This is a genomic window from Kitasatospora sp. NPDC022785 (assembly GCF_055561295.1).
This window is the reverse complement of the sequence record NZ_JBVHHB010000046.1, coordinates 1-19,183: the sequence shown is the minus strand read 5'-3', so window position 1 is coordinate 19,183 and position 19,183 is coordinate 1. Positions and strand designations below refer to the sequence as shown.

17 protein-coding genes and 1 riboswitch are annotated in these 19,183 nt (G+C 72.5%); of the genes, 7 read left to right on the top strand and 10 right to left on the bottom strand.

The genetic code is table 11. The annotated features are described in order from the left end of the window. Positions 1-186: 186 nt before the first annotated feature. On the bottom strand, positions 187-1,470 hold the full coding sequence (locus ACZ3YO_RS38740) for a transglycosylase family protein (RefSeq protein ID WP_465578846.1): 1,284 nt from the start codon (positions 1,468-1,470) through the stop codon (positions 187-189). After that, a riboswitch (cyclic di-AMP (ydaO/yuaA leader) is annotated at positions 1,455-1,619 on the bottom strand. It overlaps the preceding gene by 16 nt. A gap of 391 nt (positions 1,620-2,010) precedes the next feature. Here ACZ3YO_RS38740 and ACZ3YO_RS38735 point away from each other — a divergent pair. Then, positions 2,011-4,113 carry a hypothetical protein gene (locus ACZ3YO_RS38735; RefSeq protein ID WP_465578844.1) on the top strand — a complete coding sequence of 701 codons (2,103 nt, stop codon included), beginning with the start codon at positions 2,011-2,013 and terminating at the stop codon, positions 4,111-4,113. A gap of 78 nt (positions 4,114-4,191) precedes the next feature. On the opposite strand, the gene ACZ3YO_RS38730 is transcribed toward ACZ3YO_RS38735, so the two are convergent. Then, positions 4,192-5,103, bottom strand: coding sequence for a sirohydrochlorin chelatase family protein (locus ACZ3YO_RS38730; RefSeq protein WP_465545178.1), 912 nt, complete (start codon positions 5,101-5,103; stop codon positions 4,192-4,194). 514 nt (positions 5,104-5,617) lie between these two features. Between ACZ3YO_RS38730 and ACZ3YO_RS38725 the strand changes: the two genes are divergently transcribed. Further along, positions 5,618-5,863, top strand: a complete 246-nt coding sequence (locus ACZ3YO_RS38725) for a DUF397 domain-containing protein (protein WP_148641582.1) — start codon at positions 5,618-5,620, stop codon at positions 5,861-5,863. 218 nt (positions 5,864-6,081) lie between these two features. Here the strand turns inward: ACZ3YO_RS38725 and ACZ3YO_RS38720 are convergent, their stop codons facing one another. Continuing rightward, positions 6,082-6,612 (bottom strand): ATP-binding protein, encoded by a 531-nt coding sequence (locus ACZ3YO_RS38720; protein ID WP_465578841.1) that lies wholly within the window; start codon positions 6,610-6,612, stop codon positions 6,082-6,084. Between the two features lie 420 nt (positions 6,613-7,032). On the opposite strand from ACZ3YO_RS38720, the gene ACZ3YO_RS38715 reads away from it, so the two are divergent. Next, the gene (locus ACZ3YO_RS38715; RefSeq protein WP_465545184.1) at positions 7,033-7,899 is read left to right on the top strand and encodes a helix-turn-helix domain-containing protein; all 867 of its coding nucleotides are present in this window, start codon (positions 7,033-7,035) and stop codon (positions 7,897-7,899) included. 56 nt (positions 7,900-7,955) lie between these two features. Here the strand turns inward: ACZ3YO_RS38715 and ACZ3YO_RS38710 are convergent, their stop codons facing one another. Both ACZ3YO_RS38710 and ACZ3YO_RS38705 read right to left on the bottom strand, forming a co-directional pair. After that, positions 7,956-8,561, bottom strand: a complete 606-nt coding sequence (locus ACZ3YO_RS38710; RefSeq protein ID WP_465578839.1) for a TetR/AcrR family transcriptional regulator — start codon at positions 8,559-8,561, stop codon at positions 7,956-7,958. A gap of 216 nt (positions 8,562-8,777) precedes the next feature. Continuing rightward, positions 8,778-10,292: an MFS transporter gene (locus ACZ3YO_RS38705; protein ID WP_465578837.1), complete on the bottom strand. Its 1,515-nt coding sequence runs from the start codon at positions 10,290-10,292 to the stop codon at positions 8,778-8,780. Positions 10,293-10,379: 87 nt separating this feature from the next. Between ACZ3YO_RS38705 and ACZ3YO_RS38700 the strand changes: the two genes are divergently transcribed. Beyond that, positions 10,380-10,811 carry a MarR family winged helix-turn-helix transcriptional regulator gene (locus ACZ3YO_RS38700; RefSeq protein WP_405362534.1) on the top strand — a complete coding sequence of 144 codons (432 nt, stop codon included), beginning with the start codon at positions 10,380-10,382 and terminating at the stop codon, positions 10,809-10,811. Between the two features lie 34 nt (positions 10,812-10,845). On the opposite strand, the gene ACZ3YO_RS38695 is transcribed toward ACZ3YO_RS38700, so the two are convergent. The 5 genes from ACZ3YO_RS38695 to ACZ3YO_RS38675 all read right to left on the bottom strand — a co-directional run bounded on the left by ACZ3YO_RS38695 (position 10,846) and on the right by ACZ3YO_RS38675 (position 15,298). Then, positions 10,846-11,793, bottom strand: a complete 948-nt coding sequence (locus tag ACZ3YO_RS38695; RefSeq protein ID WP_465578834.1) for a M56 family metallopeptidase — start codon at positions 11,791-11,793, stop codon at positions 10,846-10,848. A 132-nt stretch (positions 11,794-11,925) separates the two neighbouring features. Then, positions 11,926-12,519: a DUF5134 domain-containing protein gene (locus ACZ3YO_RS38690; RefSeq protein ID WP_465578832.1), complete on the bottom strand. Its 594-nt coding sequence runs from the start codon at positions 12,517-12,519 to the stop codon at positions 11,926-11,928. A 132-nt stretch (positions 12,520-12,651) separates the two neighbouring features. After that, positions 12,652-13,425: an amino acid ABC transporter ATP-binding protein gene (locus tag ACZ3YO_RS38685; protein WP_465578830.1), complete on the bottom strand. Its 774-nt coding sequence runs from the start codon at positions 13,423-13,425 to the stop codon at positions 12,652-12,654. Next, the gene (locus ACZ3YO_RS38680) at positions 13,422-14,327 is read right to left on the bottom strand and encodes an amino acid ABC transporter permease (RefSeq protein WP_465578828.1); all 906 of its coding nucleotides are present in this window, start codon (positions 14,325-14,327) and stop codon (positions 13,422-13,424) included. The genes ACZ3YO_RS38685 and ACZ3YO_RS38680 overlap by 4 nt, the downstream gene beginning before the upstream one ends. 65 nt (positions 14,328-14,392) lie before the next feature. Then, positions 14,393-15,298: an ABC transporter substrate-binding protein gene (locus ACZ3YO_RS38675; protein ID WP_465578826.1), complete on the bottom strand. Its 906-nt coding sequence runs from the start codon at positions 15,296-15,298 to the stop codon at positions 14,393-14,395. Positions 15,299-15,768: 470 nt separating this feature from the next. On the opposite strand from ACZ3YO_RS38675, the gene ACZ3YO_RS38670 reads away from it, so the two are divergent. The 3 genes from ACZ3YO_RS38670 to ACZ3YO_RS38660 are packed head-to-tail and all read left to right on the top strand — an operon-like array spanning position 15,769 to position 18,985. Beyond that, positions 15,769-17,169: a DUF6421 family protein gene (locus ACZ3YO_RS38670; protein ID WP_465578824.1), complete on the top strand. Its 1,401-nt coding sequence runs from the start codon at positions 15,769-15,771 to the stop codon at positions 17,167-17,169. Next, positions 17,166-17,912, top strand: a complete 747-nt coding sequence (locus tag ACZ3YO_RS38665; protein WP_396320133.1) for an SDR family NAD(P)-dependent oxidoreductase — start codon at positions 17,166-17,168, stop codon at positions 17,910-17,912. The genes ACZ3YO_RS38670 and ACZ3YO_RS38665 overlap by 4 nt, the downstream gene beginning before the upstream one ends. Next, a complete protein-coding gene (locus ACZ3YO_RS38660) occupies positions 17,909-18,985 on the top strand; it encodes a threonine aldolase family protein (RefSeq protein ID WP_465578822.1) in 1,077 nt (358 codons plus the stop codon). The genes ACZ3YO_RS38665 and ACZ3YO_RS38660 overlap by 4 nt, the downstream gene beginning before the upstream one ends. The last annotated feature ends 198 nt before the right edge of the window (positions 18,986-19,183 follow it).

The window sequence follows — 19,183 nt, the reverse complement described above, 5'->3', positions numbered from 1 at the left end:
CGATTCCACCACGGTCTTCGCCACCCCGCTCGCCGCCGTCGGCGGGCAGGTCCGGGGTGCGTCCGACGATTCGCGTCGCACGCCCGGCGGGAACGGCCGGACACGCCGCAGCCCCCGGGGAGGAGCGACCAGACTCTCCCCGGGGGCTGCGGCGTAGCGGTGCGGCTCGGGAGCCGCACCTGCGGGTCAGACCCGGCCGGCGAAGTCCGGGGCCCAGTTGGCGATGGTCTGGGTGCGCACGCCCGAGCTGGGGTTGGCGGCCTCGACGTACTTGCCGTCGCCGATGTAGAGCGCGACGTGGTACACGCCGGAGTCCTGGCCGTTGTTGGACCAGAACAGCAGGTCGCCCGGCTTGAGGGCGTCCAGCGAGACGTGGGTGGAGGCGGCGGCCTGGTCGGCGGCGACGCGCGGCACGGAGATGCCCGCGGCGCGCAGCGCGGCCTGGGTCAGGCCGGAGCAGTCCCAGCCGCCGTTGCCGGTGCCGCCGTAGACGTACGCCTGGCCGACCTTCGACTCGGCGAAGGCGACCGCGGCGGCCATGCTGCCGGTGGCGGCCTGCGCGGGCGCCTGGGTGTCGGCCTGGGCGGCCGGGGCCTGCGCGGCCGGCTTGGCGGCGGCGGTGCCCGCGGCGGCCTGGCCGGAGTTGCCGGCGGAACGGTTGAACCAGTCGAAGTTCTTGCCGGACTCGTCCGAGGCCTGGTCCTTGGCGCGGTCACCGAAGGTCAGGTGCTGGCCCGGGTAGATGACGTGCGGGCCGTCGGTCAGGGTGGAGCGGTTGAGCTCGTACAGCCGCTCCCAGCCGCCCTGGACGTGGTTCTTGTCGGCGATCGAGGCGAGCCAGTCGCCGGCGACCACGGTGTAGTCGTTGGAGGCGGCCTTGTCCTGCCACTTCTGCGACCAGTCGTGGCCGCCCTGCGGCTTGGCGGAGTCGGTGGAGGCCGGGGCCTGGTCGGCCTTCGGCGCGGCCGGCTTGGCGGCGGCCTGGGGCTGCGCCTGGGTGGCCGGCTTGGCGGCCGGGGCCGGGGTCTGCGCGGCGGGCTTGGCGGCGGTGGTGGTGTCGACGGCGGCGGGGGTGCCGCCCTTGGTCAGACCGGCCTGGACGGAGCAGACGGGCCAAGCGCCGGGGCCCTGGACGGCGAGCACCTTCTCGGCGATCGCGATCTGCTGGTCCTTGGTGGCGAGGTCGGCGCGGGCCGCGTACGCGGTGCCACCGAACGCGGCCCAGGTGCTGTTGGTGAACTGGAGGCCGCCGTAGAAGCCGTTGCCGGTGTTGATGCTCCAGTTGCCGGTGCTCTCGCACTGGGCGACCTTGTCCCAGGTGGCGACGGAGGCGGCGGAGGCGGTGCCGGTGGTCAGGCAGGGGACGGTGAGGCCGATGCCGACGACGCCGAGGGTGGCGATCGCGCGACGGGTACGGCCGGACAGGCGGGTGCCGTTGGTGGGCAGCATGAAGATGCGGTCCTCTCCCACGCCTGCGAGGTGAGCTGTCGGATTCGGGCTGGAGTTGCCCGGCCGCGCTGTGGACGCGGCTTCACCCCTAGCCCTGAACCGGTACGCGGACCGGTCCGGGGCGACTTACCTGTGGTTCCCCCGCTCCTGCCGTGGTGCGTTTCTGCGCTGCCAGCGCACCCGACGGCAGGACTCGGCGTTGCGGATGAGCTGGGTCCGTGTGGCCACGAACGGGGAGCACGTTAAGCAGACTTAAGTTCAAACCGCAAACATGTGTGACGCTCGTCACGGTTTGCGGAACACGTGCCGTATGGCTGTCCACCATGATCAGAAATGACCGTTTTCGCGCAACGCCCGTCGGGGTCAACGCAACTGCCTATGCTTCAGAGGGTCAGGACTGACGCAGCCGTCTGGGGGGAGGGCTACGCAACGATGGCCATGGACGAGGAGCCGGACGCCGGTCGGCCGGCGGAAGAGCGTCGCCGGGTGTACCGCGGGGCAAAACGTCGCAGACCGGACATCCCGCCCGCTGATCCCCGAACTGCCGTACGCCGCCGGACGATGCTGCGCTGGCTCGCCGTCGGCACGGTGTTCGCGGCGGTCAGCGGCGAGGAGATCCTGCGCCGCTCGCCGGGCGGCCCGGACGCGGCGGGGACGCACCCGGACGGGACGGGCCCGGGCACGGCGGGGACGGACCCGGACGCGGCCGGGATGGACCACGGGGCGCCGCCTCCCGCCGGCACCCAGGACGGCACCCCCGCCGCACCCGGGCAGCCCGCCGCGGCGCCCACCGTCGACCAGGGCGGCCGCCGCTGGTCCGACCCGACCGGCTGGGGCGGCAGGACACCCGGCCCGCAGAGCGCCGTCCGGATCACCGACAAGGTGCTGCTCGACACCGACGCCACCGTCGCCTCGCTGCTGGTCGAGCCGTCGGGCACGCTCACCTTCGCCGCCGACCGCACCGTCACCCTCGCCTCGGCGGGCAACGTGGAGGTCCGCGGCATCCTCGCCCTCGCCCCCGACGGCGCCGCCGTGCACACCCTGCGCTTCCCGGCCGTCGACGAGAAGCGGTTCCAGGGCGACGGAATGAAGGTGGTCGACACCGACGTCGGCCTCTGGGTCACCGGCGCCGGGTACCTGCGACTGGACGGCGCCGCCAGGACGGCCTGGGTCCGCGCCGCCGGCGAGCTGCGGGCCGGCGACACCACCGTCACCCTGGCCGCCCCGCCCGCCGGTTGGCAGCCCGGCGACGAACTGGCCGTCACCCCGACCGGCCCGCCGGACGAGGAGGGCTTCTCCACCCGCTACGACCTCGTTTCCGTCCGGTCCGTCAGCGGATCCACCGTCACCCTGGGGGCGCCGCTGACGTACGCCCACCCGCGGGTGTCGGCCGGAGGGGGCGTCACGGTCGGCGCGGAGGTGCTCAACCTGACCCGCAGCGTCCGGGTCGAGGGCAGCGCCGCGGGCCGGGCGCACGTCCACGTCACCAGTTCCCGCCGGGCGGACGTCCGGCACGCCGCCCTGCGCTGGGTCGGCCCGCGCGCCGAGACCAAGGAGAGCTGGAAGGGACCGGACGGCGCCGCGCCGGTCACCGCCCCCGTCCTCGGCCGGTACGGGCTCCACTTCCACCTGCTCGGCGACGCCGCCCGCGGCACCGTGGTCGAGGGCGTGGTGGTCCGCGACGCCGGCAACCACGCCTACGTCCCGCACGCCAGCCACGGCATCACCTTCCGCAGCTGCATCAGCCACGACACCTGGGAGGACGCCTACTGGTGGGACGGTCCGCTGGACACCCGCACCCCGCAGCGGCCGTCGGACGACATCGTCTACGAGTCCTGCGTCGCCTCCCGCACCGTGCTGGAGCCCAATCCGCGCGCCTACCGGCTGACCGGCTTCAACCTGGGCGCCGGCACCGGCGGCAAGGCGCTGGACTGCGTGGCCGTCGGCGTCCAGGGCGCCAACGGGGCGTCCGGCTTCGAGTGGCCGGAGAACAGCGAGGGGGTCTGGACCTTCCAGCGCTGCCTGGCCCACAACAACCTTCAGGACGGCATCTTCGTCTGGCTGAACGCCCAGCACCATCACGTGGTCACCGAGTTCGCGGCCTACCACAACGGCGGCTGGGGCATCGAGCACGGCGCCTACCTGAACGACTTCGACTACACCGCGAGCGTGCTGCACGGCAACGCCGCCGGGGGAGTGCTGCTGCACTCGCTCGGCCGGGAGAAGGGCAGCCTGTTCGACGGGCTGCTGATCGACGCCGCCGGACGGAGCGACTTCGCGGTCGCCACCGCGCACCACGAACTCGCCGGGGAGTCCGTCACCTTCAGCCGCAGCCGGTTCACCGGCTACCGGCGGGCGGGGGTCGCCTTCCGGGCCACCCCCGACGGCAAGCCGGACGACATCCTGGTGCTGGACTGCGAGTTCGGCGGCAACGAGCTCTGGGTCGACCCGGAGTCCGGGCCGCCCGGGAACATCCTGCTGCGCCGGGCCGGACAGTCCGAGGTGCTCCAGGTGCGCAAGGCGGACGGCGGCGGCACCGCACAGCCGCAGTGGAACGCGAGCAGCGCGCCGGTGGCCGACTTCGCCGCGCAGTCCCGGCCCGTGCAACTGCCCGCCCTGCGCCTCCGGGACGCCGCCGCGCCCACCGCCCGGGTGGGCGGCTGACCGGACGGGCGGGACAGCCGAAAGGGCCCGGAACGGATGCGTTCCGGGCCCCTTCGTACGGGCTGGTGCTGCGGGCCGCTACTGGGCGGCGTGCCGCCCGCCACCCTCCTCGGCAGCGGCCTCCTCGGCCGTCGCCTCGGGGTCGGCGGCCGGCAGTACCGCCAGGTAGGTGGAGGCGATCAGCTGGCCCACCGTCGGGTACGCCCCCAGCGGCGCGGCCGACGGGCAACCGGTCTCCTCGGCGGCCGTGGCGAGCAGCTCGGAGTCCGCCTCCGGGCCGATCACCAGCGGGGCCAGCGCCGGGTTCTGGGAGCCCATCTCCCGGAGGTGGGCGACGGCCGCGGCCACCGAGCCGGGCAGGTCGAGCGCGGCGGGCACGACCGGCACGGCCAGGCGGGCCGCCAGCAGCATGCCGGTGATCCCGGCGGCGTCGGCCGCCTCCTGGCCGCCGACGGTGGTGAGCACCACGCCGTCCGCGGCGGTCGCGATGGCGAACAGCCGGGCACGGTCGGCGCGGGCCAGCCCGGCCTCGGAGAGCCGGACGTGGACGGCCTCGGCCAGCAGCGGGTGCGGGCCCAGCACGTCGGTCACGTGGGCGCCGTACTCGGCGGCGAGTGCGTGCAGGTCGGCGAGGAACCCGTGCGGGCCGGGGAGCAGCGGCACCACGACCGGAGCGGGCAGGCCCGCCTGGGCGGCGTGCGCCAGCAGTTCGGCGACGGTGTGCTCGTTGCCGGCGGACTCGCCCTCGCTCACGTCGCCCGGGAGGTAGCCGGCCGCCGTCTGCACGCCGTTCTGCTCGCTGCGCACGATCGAGAGCAGTTCCTCGACGACGGAACGGGACTCGGGCCCGGCGGTCGCGGGCACCGCGAGCACCAGGGCCGGGGACCCGGCCGGGATCTCGGGGCGCTCGGGGCGGCGGTGGCGCCCCCGCGCACGGGAGCCTGGGGTGCGGACGGGCAGTGGCGCGCCCGGGATGGCTGCGGTGCTCATGGCGGAGATCGTAGGACATCTGGGCGCCCGGCCTGCAGTCGGCTGCCGAACCGGGACGGGCGGCTTGCCCGAAAAACGGACATATGTCGCCAAATCCCCGCGTGGCCACGGACATCTTCCTAGACGTACTTGACGGGCCCCCGCGTTGCACCCCCGGCGCGTGAGATGTCTCACAGGCCGCGAGGCGTCTGACGGAGGGTCACGGGGGTGCGACTCCCGGCGTTCGAAGATCAACATTCAGCGGGGAGCCGCCTACGGGCGGTTATCGGCGGCTTCCCGATTCAGTCGGCTATGTCCGCTTACGTGCCGTCAGGTGGCGGGGTCGTGAAGAGTTGCAGTTTGGTGGCGAACGGCCCGTGCACCTGCAACGTCCCGTGCTGATGCACGTGCACTGGAGCTATCATCACGTCAAGTGAGGCGTTGTGCCGGGCCGGTACGGGGCCGGCCCAGCCGTTCGGCTGTGTGCCGGGGCGCCGAGCTGGACGGCCACTCCGGAGCTCTTCGGGAGATTTCTATGCACAACACGTACGACGCGTACAACGGGATGGCGGCTGCGGACCTCAAGGACGTGGTCTGGCAGAAGAGCCTGCACAGCAACTCTCAGGGCAACTGCGTCGAGTTCGCCGCCCTCCCGGGGGGCGAGGTGGCGATGCGCAACTCGCGCTTCCCGGACGGTCCGGCGCTGATCTACACCCGGGCGGAGATCGCGGCGCTGCTGCTGGGCGCCAAGGACGGGGAGTTCGACCACCTGGCGGTCTGACCGGCCGCCGCCTTCACCATCGGGGGGCCGTCGTGGGTGCTGACACCGCGACGGCCTTTGTCTTGTGCGCGTCCTCGCCGGCTCCCGCCGCCGCCCGGCGAGCCGTGAAGGGTGATGCGTGGGGCCTGACGCGCGCCCGGGGTGGTGTGGTCCCCCCAGGGCCTGCGGGCCGGCCGGCAGGCCGGGCTGGTCGGTGCACCGGCCCGGGCGTCCTCCTGCTAGGCCGAGCGACGGTGCCGGCCGCCGAGTTCGAGGACGGCGTCCGCCGTACTCTCCTCCGCCTCGAACATCGCCCAGACCACCTTGCCGCCGCCCAGCGGGTGCCAGCCCCAGGAGCGGCTGAAGGAGTCCACCAGGTGGAGTCCGCGGCCCGACTCGGCGACGAAGTCCGCCTCCCGGGCGACCGGGCCCGTGCTGCTGGGGTCGCTGACCGCACAGACCACCTGCGGTGCGCGGTGCACCAGGCTTATTCGGATCGGCAGCCGCCCGTCGGTCGTGGGCCGGCCGGAGAAGTCGAAGTCGTCGGACGCGTTGCACACCGAACCGGGGTGCGCGCCGATCGCGTGCCGCAGGGCATTGGTCACCAGCTCCGAGGCCACCAGCGCGACATCGTCGAACAGCTCGCCCAGGCCCCAGCGCTGAAGAGCGGTTCTGGCGAAGTCGCGCGCGGTTCTGACGGCTTCGTAGCGAGGGGCGAGCGTACAGGTGACCACATGGGGATCGACTGCCAAGGCCGTACCGGTGCTCATGAAGAGCTCCTCCCATAAGGGGGCGGACACGGCTGGACCCGCCGGGGTCATGCCGGTCACCTCCGACTCGCTCGGCCGCACGGCCGCCCCCTCGACGACCAGGCGCGCGCGCACACGAACGCCCGGTGGCGCGGGGGCGCTGCCGGGCTGGTGCACGGAGTCGCGCGTGGGGTCGACGCGGAGCCCGCGGGATTGCCAGGGATGTGCAGGTGCACGTGCACCATGGTCCTCTGCGCTCACTGCAGATGCAAGAGTCGATTCACGTGCAGTCGTTCAAATGGCATATGCAAGCGCCGAATGCACGTGCATCCTGGTGCGAGGGGTGCAGAACTGATAGGAACATCCGTCAGTATCGGCACCGTGAGCGCTCAACTGATGGCAGACTGTGCGCTGTTTGCCCTAGGTGGAGGTTTCGACCGCATGACCACAGTTCAGCCGGGCGGCGGCTCGATGGTCCGCCGGATCCTCCTCGGCTCCCAGCTGCGCCGGCTCCGCGAGGCGCGGGGCATCACGAGGGAGGACGCGGGCTACGCGATCCGCGCCTCGGAGTCCAAGATCAGCCGCATGGAGCTCGGCCGCGTCAGTTTCAAGGAGCGGGACGTCGCCGACCTCCTCAGCCTCTACGGCGTCGACGACGGCGTGGAGCGCGAGGCCCTGCTCGGCCTCGTCCGCGAGGCCAACAAGTCCGGTTGGTGGCACAGCTTCAACGACGTGCTGCCGGGCTGGTTCCAGACCTACGTCGGCCTGGAGGAGGCCGCCGCGCTGATCCGTACCTACGAGGTCCAGTTCATCCCCGGACTCCTGCAGTCCGAGGAGTACGCGCGGGCGGTGTTCGGCCAGAGCCGGCCGGTGATCAGCGAGGAGGAGGTCGAACGCCGGGTCAGCCTCCGGCTGCGCCGCCAGAAGCTGCTCACCGAGGGCGACAGCCCCCGCCTCTGGGCCGTCATCGACGAGGCCGCGCTGCGCCGTCCGGTCGGCGGGCCCAAGGTGATGCGCGGTCAGGTGCAGTACCTGATCGACGTCGCCGAGCAGGCCAACGTGGTGATCCAGGTGATGCCGTTCCGCTTCGGCGCGCACGCCGGGGAGTCCGGGGCCTTCACCATCCTGCGCTTCCCCGAGCAGGACCTCGCCGACGTGGTCTACCTGGAGCAGCTCACCAGCGCGCTCTACCTCGACAAGCGGGACGACGTCGACGCGTACATCCAGGTCATGGAGCGGCTCTGCGTGGACAGCCTCACGCCCGAGCGCACCATCGACCTGCTCGCGTCGATCCTGAAGGAGCGCTGACGCCCCGCCGCACGGCACGCTCGTCGCGCAGCGCCCCGACGGCCGCCCGGTCCCGCTCAGCCGCGGGCCGGCGGCCGTTCGCGCTCCGGCGGTGTCCGCTGCGGCGGCCGGCCCAGCCGCCAGTCCAGGTCGTACCGGCGGAACAGGTCGGCCCTGATCGGGGCCAGCGGCAGCTCGGCCCCGGGCAGCAGCACGCCGATGCAGCCGCCCATCAGCGCGCTGCGCAGCACCGCGTGCTCGGCGGCGGGGTCCGGCGCGCCCCAGTCCCGCAGCAGTCCCTGGAGGATCGCGCCGAGCTGCTGCTGCTCGGGGTCCTGGACGAACGCGCCGGTGTCCGGGTCCATGATCAGCGCCAGGTGTGAACGCATCACCCGGGGGTGGTCCATCGCCAGCCCCAGCACCGCGTCTATGGCCCGGGCCAGTCGGGCCTCCGCCGTGGAGCCGGGCGCCAGCTCACCCAGCGCCGCCGACAGTGCCTGGTGCATCATCCGGTGGGTGGCCGACTGCATCAGCAGCCGTTTCCCGTCGAAGTAGTAGGAGAGCAGCCCGCGGGCCAGCCCGGCCCGTTCGGCGATGTCGGTCAGGGTGGTGCCGGCGTACCCGTGCTGGTCGACGAGTTCGACGGTGGCGCGCATGATGCGCCGGCGGGAGCGTTGGCGCATTTCCTCATTGACCGAATCCCCGCGAGGTGCCATCGTGTCTGCTCCGTACGTTCGTTGGCTCCCGGCCAATATACTGGCGGGGCGAGCGGCCGAACCGTGGCATCCGCACGCGGCGGGCGCGCACGGGCCGGCTCGTACGGAGGTGCCGACTCCACCAACACGGGGGTTTGGTGGAGTCGGCATCCGCCGGGAACGAGGGATCGGCCCGGGCGTCGTTCAGCTCTTGGTCAGGACCTCGCCCCGCCGGTTGTCCAGGTCGACTGACGGATAATCATAGTCGGGTACCGCGACGGTAGTTGCCGTCTTCCGTCGGTCGAGCACCGCGCCCACCGCGGCGACCACGAAGCCGACCAGTGCGACCGCGGTGACCAGGAGCAGGGCCGGCCGGTAGCCGTCCAGCTGGGCCGCAGGGCTCTCGCCGCCGCCGCTGCCGGCGGTGATCACCGCCGTGACCGCGGCCAGCACGATGGCGCTGCCGACCTGGAAGGCCGTGTTGACCAGGCCCGAAGCCAGTCCCTGCTCCTCGTCGGCGACGCCGTCGGTGGCGGCGATGTTCACGGACGGGAACGCGAGCGCGAAGCCGATCCCGAGCAGGATCATGCTGGGGAGCATCAGCTCCGGGTACGAGCTGTGCTCGTCCAGCCGCAGGAAGACGGTGTAGCCGAGCACCAGCGCCAGCACGCCGATCGGCAGCAGCCGCCCGGTGCCGAAGCGGTCCACGATCGCCCCCATCCGGGTCGCCGAGAGGGCGACCAGGGCGCCGGCCGGCAGCAGGCCCAGGGCCATCTCCAGGGCCGACCAGCCGAGCAGTCGCTGCAGGTAGAGCGTGACGATGAACTGGAAGCCCGCGTACGAGCCGAAGATCGTGAACGCGATCAGGTTGGCCCGGGCGACCGGGCCGTTGCGGAAGATCCCGAGCCGGACCAGCGGGTGCGCGGCGCGGCTCTCGGTGACCAGGAAGGCAGCGGCCAGCGCGGCCACCACAGCCAGCGAGCCGAGTGTGCGCAGGCTCGCCCAGCCGGCACCCTGCGCTTCGGTGACGGTGAAGACCAGCAGCAGGACGGCCGCCGTGCCGGTGATCGCGCCCAGGGCGTCGTACCCGCCCTTGGCCCGGTCCTCGGCGGGGCGGGGGAGGATCCGGACGGCGAAGACCAGGGCCAGCAGGGCGACCGGGACCGGCATCAGGAAGGTCCAGCGCCAGCCGACCGATGTGAGCAGGCCGCTGAGCACCAGGCCGAGCGAGAAGCCGCTGGCGCCGCAGGTGGTGTAGATCGACAGGGCGCGGTTGCGGGCCGGGCCCTCGGGGAAGGTGGTCGTGATGATCGACAGGCCGGCCGGCGCGGTGAAGGCCGCGGCGACGCCCTTGAGGAAGCGGGCGGCGATCAGCAGGCCGCCGTCGTCGACCAGGCCGCCGAACAGGGAGGCGGCGGCGAAGACGGCGAGGGCGGCCAGGAAGACCCGGCGGCGGCCGAGCAGGTCGGCGGCGCGTCCGCCGAGCAGCAGCAGGCCGCCGTAGCCGAGGACGTAGCCGGAGACCACCCATTGCAGGGCGGAGGTGGAGAGGTGGAGCTCGGAGCCGATGGACGGCAGGGCGACGCCCACCATGGAGGTGTCCAGGGCGTCCAGGAACATCGCGGCGCAGAGCACGATCAGCGTGCCCCAGAGGCGGGGAGTCCAGTGCAGCCCGCCGGTTGATGAACCGTCAGTCGGATTGGTGGTCGCGGTGGTCATGCGGAGGACACTACATGCACATGCATTCAATGCAAATGAATTAGATGTGAACGCATAAGGTTCATGCGCACGTGCTACCGTGGCGCCGTGGCTGAACTCGACTCCGACGCGGATGCGGCGCTGGTCGCGTCCTGGCGCGACCTGCTGGCCCGGCATGCCGCCACCGCCTGCCTGCTCGACCGGGAGCTGGGCGAGAAGCACGGGCTCGGCATGAGCGAGTTCGAGGTGCTGGAACGCCTGGTCGAGGAGCGGAACGCCGACAACTCCCACACCCTGCGGGTGCAGGAGCTGGCCGACACCGTGCACCTGAGCCAGAGCGCGCTCTCCCGGCTGATCGGCCGCCTGGAGAAGGCCGGCCTGGTCACCCGCACGATGTGCCCGGACGACCGGCGCGGCATCCAGGTCGCCCTGACCGAGGAGGGCTGCCGCCGCTACACCGAGGCCCGCCCGCTGCAGCGTGAGGTGCTCGCACTGACCCTCGGCAGCCCGTTGGAGGGCGGCTGCGCCGGATCGCGCTGAGGACGGGGCCGGATCCGGCCCCGTCCGGGGACGCTCAGAACAGGGTCGAGAGCCCCGGCGCGGCGGCCAGCAGGACGGCGGCCGCGGGGGCGGCCAGTGCCGCCACGGTGAGCCGCAGCCGGTGAGACACGGGCAGCCGGGGCCGCCCGGCGAGCAGCCGGTCCACCCGCTTCGGCGACTGCGCCAGCCCGGGCGGGCAGGAGCCGAACACCCCGCTCCCCAGGTTGAGTTCGGCCAGCGCCAGGGCGGTGGTGTGCCGCCCGTGCCGGCGCGCCGCCCGGTCGTCCGCCGCGAGCTCCACCAACTCGCCCACCTGGTCCCGGAAGGCGCTGAACACGCCGACGCCGGGGAAGCCCGAGGCGAGCGCCTGGGAGCTCTGCGAGAGCCAGTGGTGCCGGGCCCGCACGTGCCCGCGCTCGTGGCTCAGCACGGCCGCCAACTCCTGGTCGGTGAGCTGTTGGAGAGCCCCGGTGGTGACCACCAGCCGGGAGTTGTGGCCGGGCAGCGACCAGGCCTCGGGGCGGACGTTCTCCAGCACCACCAGCCGCTCCCGCCGGCTCCGCAGCGCGTCGATCGACTCGGGCAGTTCGGGGGCCCGCGTGGCCAGTTGGGCGTGCCGCCGGTTGCGCAGCGCCTTCGCCGAGCGGACCTCCCGGGTCAGCGCCAGCACGGTCTGCACCCCGCCCGCCGCCAGCACCGCGGCGCAGAGCCGCCCCCAGCCCTCGGCGCCCTGCAGCCCGTACGCGGCCTCCACGCCGTGTGGCGCGCCGGCGAACACCAGCGCCCGCAGCTCGGGCAGCGCGGCCGAGGCGGCCAGGAGGAGGCTCAGCGCACAGCACAGCAGCACGGCCACCACCAGGCACTGCCAGACCAGCAGGGCCAGCACGGGTTCGCTCTCGGCCCAGCGGGCCCGGGCCAGCAGCCGGGGCGCCACGGTCGAGAGCAGCAGTCCGAGCAGCAGCAGGCCGAGCAGGGCCGTCATGGCATGGGCTCCCCGAGTACGCACGGAACGCGACAGCGCTCTGCTGGCCAACCTAAGCGGTGGTGGCGCCCGGTGGAACGACTTTCGGTCACCCAGTGACCAACGCCACGCGCGGTGCGACGGGGGCTCGCGTCACATCGTCAGGAGCATGGCGAACATGCCGATGCCCATCGACAGCCGGCAGGCCCGCGGCAGCCCGGCGGTGGCCGCCCCCGGGCCCCCGGCGGCCCCCGGCGGACCCCCGGCAGGGGTGGCCAGCAGCCGGGTGCCGGCCCAGAGCGAGTAGCTGCCGAAGTAGAGCAGCAGCGCGCCGGTCAGCAGGGGCGTCCCCGCGCTCGTCGCGTGGTGGTGGCCGCCGTGCCCGGACGCCGCGCCCATGGCCAGCGACATGTACGTCATCGCGAGCCCGCCGATCGCGTGGTGCAGCCGGTGTGCCCGCCGGGCCGGGGTGTCGGGGCCCGCCCAGACGGCGGCCAGCAGGAAGGCCGCCGCCGGGGCGCCGAACACCCACGCCCAGACCGAGGCCGGCACGGTGCTGCCGGAGACGGCCATCGCGGCCATCCCTAGCCCCATCAACGCCTCGGCGGCGTCCGACTCGTAGGCGTGCAGCCGGCCGGTCGCGGGCCCGCCGGCGCAGGGGGAGCGGCGCAGCCGGGTGAGGCAGTAGCCGCCGGCGGCCGCGGTGAGGAGGGCCAGCAGCCAGCTGACCAGGACTGGTCCGTGCAACGGCGGCCTCCCGGGCGGCGCGGACGGGCGTACCGTCCACGATCACCGCTCGGGGCCGCGTGCAGCAGGGCGCGTACAGGGGCGCACGGTGGTGCCCGCCGGAGTGAGGACTCCGGGCGAGCACCCCCGCGGTCATGGGTTCAGCCGCCCCGAGGCGATCACCCGGCTGAGGAACCGCCTGGTCCGCTCCTGCTGCGGATCGCCGAAGACCTGCTCCGGCGGGCCCTGTTCGAGCACCACCCCGGCGTCCAGGAAGCAGACCTGGTCGGCCACCTCGCGGGCGAAGCCCATCTCGTGGGTCGAGATGACCATCGTCATGCCCTGCTCCTTGAGGTCCCGCACCACCGCGAGCACCTCACCCACCAGCACCGGGTCAAGCGCCGCGGTGATCTCGTCGAGGAGCAGCAGCCGCGGCCCGGTGGCCAGCGCCCGGACGATGGCGACGCGCTGCTGCTGGCCGCCGGAGAGCCGGTCCGGGTACTCCTTCGCCTTGGCCGCCAGGCCGAGCCGGTCCAGCAGGGCCAGCGCCTGCGCCTCGGCCTCGGCCCGCGCGACCTTGTGCACCCGGCGCGGCGCCAGGGTGATGTTCTCCAGCACCGTCAGGTGCGGGAACAGGTTGTAGGACTGGAATACCACCCCGATCCGGCGCCGGACGGCGTCCTCGTCGGTCCGCGGGTCGGTGATCTCCTCGTCGTCCAGGAAGACCGCGCCGTCGTCGATCCGCTCCAGCAGGTTGGCGCACCGCATCAGCGTGGACTTTCCGGAGCCGGACGCCCCGATCAGCGCCGTCACGGAGTGCTCGGGCACCGTGAGGTCGACGTCGCGCAGCACCACCTGGGCGCCGAAGCTCTTGCGCACCGACTCCAGCCGCAGCACCGCGGGCCTCGGGTATTCGGAGGTCGTCACACCGCACCTCCCTGGTGCTGACGGCGGTTCATCCGGCGGGTCAGCCAGTCGGTGAACCGGGTGAGCGGGACGGTCAGCACGATGAAGACCAGGCCGGCCACGAGGTACGGGGTGTAGTTGAAGGACCGGCCGGTGATGATCTTCGCCGCGTAGACCGCGTCGATCGCCCCGCCGATCGAGACCAGGCCGGTGTCCTTCTGCAGGCTCACCAGGTTGTTCAGCAACGGCGGCACGACCCGCCGGACCGCCTGCGGCAGCACCACGTACCGCATCGCCTGGGCATTGCTCAGCCCCAGCGACCGGGCGGCCGCCCGCTGGCTCGGGTGCACCGCGTCGATGCCGGCCCGGAACACCTCGGAGACGTACGCCGAGTACGTGAGCACCAGCGCGGCACCGCCGAGGAGGATGGGGTCGCTGGTCACCCCGGCCAGCCGCAGCGCCGGCACACCGGTGATCATCACCAGCAGGCAGATGATCATCGGCAGGCCCAGGAAGAAGTCGACGTACGCCGTGGCCAGCAGCCGCACCGGAAGGAAGACGGGCCCGCGCAGCGTCCGAAGCACCGCGAGCACCAGGCCCAGGACGAGGATCAGCGCCCCGCACCCGAGCATCAGCTCAAGATTGATCCGCAGACCCTTCAGCACCTCGGGCAGCGCCTGGCGCGCGTAGTGGGCGTTGAAGAAGGTCTTCCGGGTCGCCTCCCAGCCGGGGGAGTTGACCACCACCAGGTACAGCGCCACGGCCGTCGCCAGCGTCGACACGCCGGCGATCAGCGCCGAACGGCGGGCCCGCCGCCGCCGGTAGGCCTCGTGGGCCAGCCGGCGCCCGGACGGGCGGTAGCCGTCGTCCGGCCCGTCCTTCTCCTTCTTCCTCCGCAGGACGGTCGCGGACTCCGTGCTCATCGCGGGTCCCCTGTCCGTCGCGGACTCGCCGCTCACCGCGGGTTCCGTGTTCATCGCGTGGTCGGTCACTTCAGCACGGGTGCCGCGACGGCGTCGGCGAGCCACTGCTGCTCCAGCTTCGCCAGGGTGCCGTCCGCCCGCAGCGCGTCCACCGCCCGGGTGACGCAGCCGGTCAGCCTGGAACCCTTGTCCAGCACCAGGCCGAACTGCTCGCCCTGCGGCGAACCTTGTGCCGAACCCTGGGCCGAAGCCTGCGACGCGCCCTCGAACTGCCCGACCACCTGGGCGTCCGTCACCTCGGCGCCGGTGATGTAGAACGCCGTCGGCAGGTCCACCACCAGGGCCTCGATCTGGCCGTTCTTCAGCGCGGCCTTCGCGAGGTCGTTGGAGTCGAAGACGGCCGGCTGGGTGCTGGGCCTGATGGTGTCGGTGACCACGTCCAGGCTGGTGGTGCCGACCTGGGCGCCCAGCTTGGCGCCCTTGAGGTCGGCGATGCTCTTGGCCGAGGCGGCCTTGGAGCTCTTCAGCGCGATCACGGCCTGCCGCACGTCGTAGTAGCCGGACGAGAAGTCCACCGCCTGCTTGCGCTCGGCGCTGATCGAGACCTGGTTGATGTCGAAGTCGAAGTCCTTGGCGCCAGGCGTGGTGGCCTTGCCGAACGGCGCGACCACCCAGGACACCTTGTCCTTGGGGTAGCCCAGCTTCTCGGCCACCGCGTACGCCACCGCCGACTCGAAGCCCTTGCCGTTCTCCGGCTGGTCCTCGGCGAACCACGGGTCGTAGGCCGGCTTGTCGGTGCCGACGGTCAGCGTCCCCGCGGTACGGGTGGCCAGCGCGCCTGGCGCGCAGCCGCCGGCCGTCCCCGACGCGGTCGCGCCGGCGTCGGACGCGGTGTCCTGCGGGGCACAGGCGGCCAGCGCCGCGGCGGCGACGACCAGCAGGGCGGCGAAGGGCTTGCGGAGGGAGGTCATGAACAGGGCTCCTGATGAGGGACCGGGCAGGGCGGGGAACGGCGAGGGGCGGCGGCCGGGCACTGACGCGGGCCGCACCCAGGCGGGTCACTTCCCCCCGGTGGCGGCGCCGGAACACAGGCGGCATGGTCGGCGTACGGGGCCGCGTCCGCGGCGCCCCCCAGCCGGATCAGCAGCAGCGGCAGAGGCCGCGCGCACAACCGCAGGCGTGACAACACGAGGGCGCCCGGAGCAGGTCGATGTGGCGCCGGGCCACCAGGGTCACCGCCGGGAGCATGGCGGGAGGTTCGCATCCCCACGGCGCTTCTGTCCAGAAGATCCAGATCCCCGTCCACATGCCGGACATCCGCCCGTCGGCCGGCGCGTACGCCCTCCACGGGACATCCGTCGGCAGGGCCCCCCTTGAACAGGAGAACCTTTCGTACTTATGGTGGTCTCGTTGAAAACCCTCCTGTCGAAGTGAGTCCACGATGCAGAATCTTTCGCCAAGGCTCGCTGTGGCGGCCGACGCCCCGGTCTCGCCCCACGCCGGCCACCCGGCCTGGCTGCGCCTGAAGGAAGCCGTCGAGGCCCTGCGCCCGCTCCAGTCCAAGGACGGCTCGATCGACCTCGCCGCCGTGCAGCGGCACGCGGTCGACCCGCTGGTCGCCACCGTCCGCGGCGCCGTCGAGGAGCTCGCCCCGCTCTTCCCGCACGACGCCGACTACCTCGCGGCCGTCGACGCCGACCTCGCGAAGTGGGCCGACACCGGCTACCGGGAGCCCGACTTCCTGGACTCGCTGCTCGCCTTCCAGCCCGCCGACCAGCGCGAGGACGGCCTGGAGCACCTCGTCGTCTTCCCGATGTACACCCAGAACGGCAACCCGGACCGCAACCTGGAAGCCGTCCTGCTGCGCGTCGTCTGGCCGGACTGGCTGGCCGAGCTGGAGCGCACCCGCTTCGACAACCCGATGTTCGTGCCGATCACCTTCACCGACTTCACGGCCGGCTACGACACCAACTCCGCCGTGCTCTTCCCCGAGACCGTGGCCGTGCGCAAGGCGCCGGAACGTTTCACCTGGGGCGGCATCTTCTGTGACCGCGAGGCCGCCCGCTTCCGCGCCGTCACCACCAGCGCCGTCCAGCAGCTCGGCCTGGAGATCCCGGCCGACGCCGAGGGCCTGCTCGCCGACCAGCAGCGCGCGCAGGAGACCTTCGTCCTGTGGGACCTCGTCCACGACCGCACCCACAGCCACGGCGACCTGCCGTTCGACCCCTTCATGATCAAGCAGCGCAGCCCGTTCTGGATGTACGGCCTGGAGGAGCTCCGCTGTGACCTCACGACCTTCAAGGAGGCCGTGAAGCTGGAGGCCGAGGGCAACGAGCACGCCCGCGACGTCCAGTACGCGGTCTTCTTCGACCGGATGTTCCGCTTCCCGGTCAGCGGCGACCGCGTGCGCAACTACGACGGGCTCGGCGGCCAGCTGCTCTTCGCCTACCTGCACAAGCACGACGCGCTGCGCTGGCGGGACAACCGCCTCACCATCGACTGGGAGCGCGCCCCGCAGGTCACCAACGCGCTCTGCGGCGAGATCGAGACCCTCTACCGGGACGGCATCGACCGTCCCAAGCCGGCCCACTGGATCGCCGCCTACCAGCTGGTCTCCCGCTACCTCACCCCGCACCCCGCCTCCACCTGGGCGAAGGGCCCCGACGCGCTGCCGCTCGACATCACCGACGGCAAGGCGCTCAACAAGGCGCTCTGCGACGCCGTGCTGCCCGACGAGTTCCCGCTGAGCATGTTCTACGAGGCCCTCTCGAAGAAGCTCCGCAACGTCATCGCCTCCACCACTGGCATCACCGGCGCGGGTATCCAGGGAGCTGCCGCATGAGCGCACACCTCGCAGGCAAGGTCATCGCCGTCGCCGGAGCCAGCGGCCCGGCCGGCCAGGCCGTCCTCCGCCGCCTCGCCGCGGACGGCGCCACCGTGATCGGCGCCGACATCGACGCCCAGCGGCTGGAGAAGGCCCTCGACGCCGTGCGCGCCGCCGTCCCCGGCGCCCGGGTCAGCGGGCAGGTCATCGACCTGCTCGACCCGCAGGAGGTCCACGACTGGGCCGACCACCTGGAGGCCGAGCACGGCCACGTCGACGGCCTCTTCCACCTGGTCGGCGGCTGGCGCGGCAGCAAGAAGTTCTTCGACACCCGGATCGACGACTGGGACTTCCTCCACGACACCGTGGTGCGCACGCTCCAGCACACCTCGCTGGCCTTCCAGCCGGCCCTGGTCCGCAGCGAGTCGGGCCGGTACGCGATGATCTCCGCCTCGGCGGCCCACAAGCCCACCGCCGGCGGCGCCGCCTACGCGGCCGCCAAGGCCGCCACCGAGGCCTGGACCCTCGCCATGGCGGACTCCTTCAAGAAGGAGACCACCGCCGAGGACGGCGAGCCCACCGCCGCGGCTGCGATCCTGGTGATCAAGGCGTTGGTCAGTCCCGAGATGCGGGCCGAGAAGCCGGACGCGAAGTTCACCGGCTTCACCGACACCGCCGACCTCGCCGAGAACCTGGCGGGCCTCTGGGACCGCCCCGCAGCAGACCTGAACGGACAGCACCTGTGGCTGACAGCCCGATGAACGATTCCACCCGCACGGACGCGGTACGGCGGCACGACCCCGCCGTCCGCGGCTTCGCCAGCGACAACTACGCCGGTGTGCACCCCGAGATCCTGGCCGCCATCGCCCTGGCCAACGGCGGCCACCAGGTCGCCTACGGCGAGGACGACTACACGTCGAACCTCCAGGACGTCTTCCGCCGCCACTTCGGTGACACGGCCGAGGCCTACCCCGTCTTCAACGGCACCGGCGCCAACGTCGTCGCCCTCCAGGCCCTGCTCCCGCGCTGGGGCGCGGTGATCGCGGCCGAGTCCGCCCACATCAACGTGGACGAGGGCGGCGCCCCCGAGAAGATGGGCGGCATCAAGCTGCTCACCGTCCCCACCCCGGACGGCAAGCTCACCCCCGAGCTCATCGACCAGCAGGCGTGGGGCTTCGGCGACGAGCACCGCGCGCAGCCGCTCGCGGTCTCGATCACCCAGAGCACCGAGCTCGGCACCCTCTACACCGTGGAGGAGATCCGGGCCATCGTCGACCACGCCCACCAGCACGGCATGCTCGTGCACGTGGACGGCTCGCGCCTGGCCAACGCCGCCGCCTCGCTCGGCGTGCCGCTGCGCGCCTTCACCACGGACGTGGGCGTGGACGTGCTCTCGTACGGCGGGACGAAGAACGGCCTGCTCTTCGGCGAGGTCGTGGTCGTGCTCAACCCCGAGAAGGTCCGCAACATCAAGTACCTGCGCAAGACCTCGATGCAGCTGGCATCGAAGATGCGCTTCGCCTCGGTCCAGTTCGAGGCACTGCTCACGGGCGACCTCTACCTGCGCAACGCCGGCCACGCCAACGCGATGGCGAGCCGGCTGGAGGCGGCCGTCCGGGACATCGACGGTGTGACCGTTGTGCGCCCGGTCCAGGCCAACGCGGTCTTCGCGATCCTCCCGCGTGAGGTCAGCGAGCGGCTGCAGAAGCGTTACCGCTTCTACTTCTGGAACGAGCACACCGGCGAGGTCCGCTGGATGTGTTCCTTCGACACCACGGAGGCCGACATCGACGCCTTCGCGGCCGCCATCGCCGAGGAGATGGGCCGCGCCTGACGCGTGCCCGAACCGCTGATCGTCCCGTCCTGCCGGTGCAGGGCGGGACGATTTGCATGTGGCGGGGCGGTCCCCGTACAGTTCCGGAGTCGCACCGAGAGGGGCGGCGGAAAGCAAGTCCGATGAATGAAACTCCGGAAAACGGAGCGGAAAACGTCTGATAAGCTTCAAACACGAAAGAACGAAGCGCCCGGAGGG

What these genes read in the sequence shown, in the direction of transcription:
- ACZ3YO_RS38735 (WP_465578844.1), top strand. Translation starts at nt 2,011, where the DNA reads ATGCTGCGCTGGCTCGCCGTCGGCACGGTGTTCGCGGCGGTCAGCGGC.
- ACZ3YO_RS38730 (WP_465545178.1), bottom strand. Translation starts at nt 5,103, where the DNA reads ATGAGCACCGCAGCCATCCCGGGCGCGCCACTGCCCGTCCGCACCCCA.
- ACZ3YO_RS38725 (WP_148641582.1), top strand. Translation starts at nt 5,618, where the DNA reads ATGCACAACACGTACGACGCGTACAACGGGATGGCGGCTGCGGACCTC.
- ACZ3YO_RS38720 (WP_465578841.1), bottom strand. Translation starts at nt 6,612, where the DNA reads ATGAGCACCGGTACGGCCTTGGCAGTCGATCCCCATGTGGTCACCTGT.
- ACZ3YO_RS38715 (WP_465545184.1), top strand. Translation starts at nt 7,033, where the DNA reads ATGACCACAGTTCAGCCGGGCGGCGGCTCGATGGTCCGCCGGATCCTC.
- ACZ3YO_RS38710 (WP_465578839.1), bottom strand. Translation starts at nt 8,561, where the DNA reads ATGCGCCAACGCTCCCGCCGGCGCATCATGCGCGCCACCGTCGAACTC.
- ACZ3YO_RS38705 (WP_465578837.1), bottom strand. Translation starts at nt 10,292, where the DNA reads ATGACCACCGCGACCACCAATCCGACTGACGGTTCATCAACCGGCGGG.
- ACZ3YO_RS38695 (WP_465578834.1), bottom strand. Translation starts at nt 11,793, where the DNA reads ATGACGGCCCTGCTCGGCCTGCTGCTGCTCGGACTGCTGCTCTCGACC.
- ACZ3YO_RS38680 (WP_465578828.1), bottom strand. Translation starts at nt 14,327, where the DNA reads ATGAGCACGGAGTCCGCGACCGTCCTGCGGAGGAAGAAGGAGAAGGAC.
- ACZ3YO_RS38675 (WP_465578826.1), bottom strand. Translation starts at nt 15,298, where the DNA reads ATGACCTCCCTCCGCAAGCCCTTCGCCGCCCTGCTGGTCGTCGCCGCC.
- ACZ3YO_RS38670 (WP_465578824.1), top strand. Translation starts at nt 15,769, where the DNA reads ATGCAGAATCTTTCGCCAAGGCTCGCTGTGGCGGCCGACGCCCCGGTC.
- ACZ3YO_RS38665 (WP_396320133.1), top strand. Translation starts at nt 17,166, where the DNA reads ATGAGCGCACACCTCGCAGGCAAGGTCATCGCCGTCGCCGGAGCCAGC.
- ACZ3YO_RS38660 (WP_465578822.1), top strand. Translation starts at nt 17,909, where the DNA reads ATGAACGATTCCACCCGCACGGACGCGGTACGGCGGCACGACCCCGCC.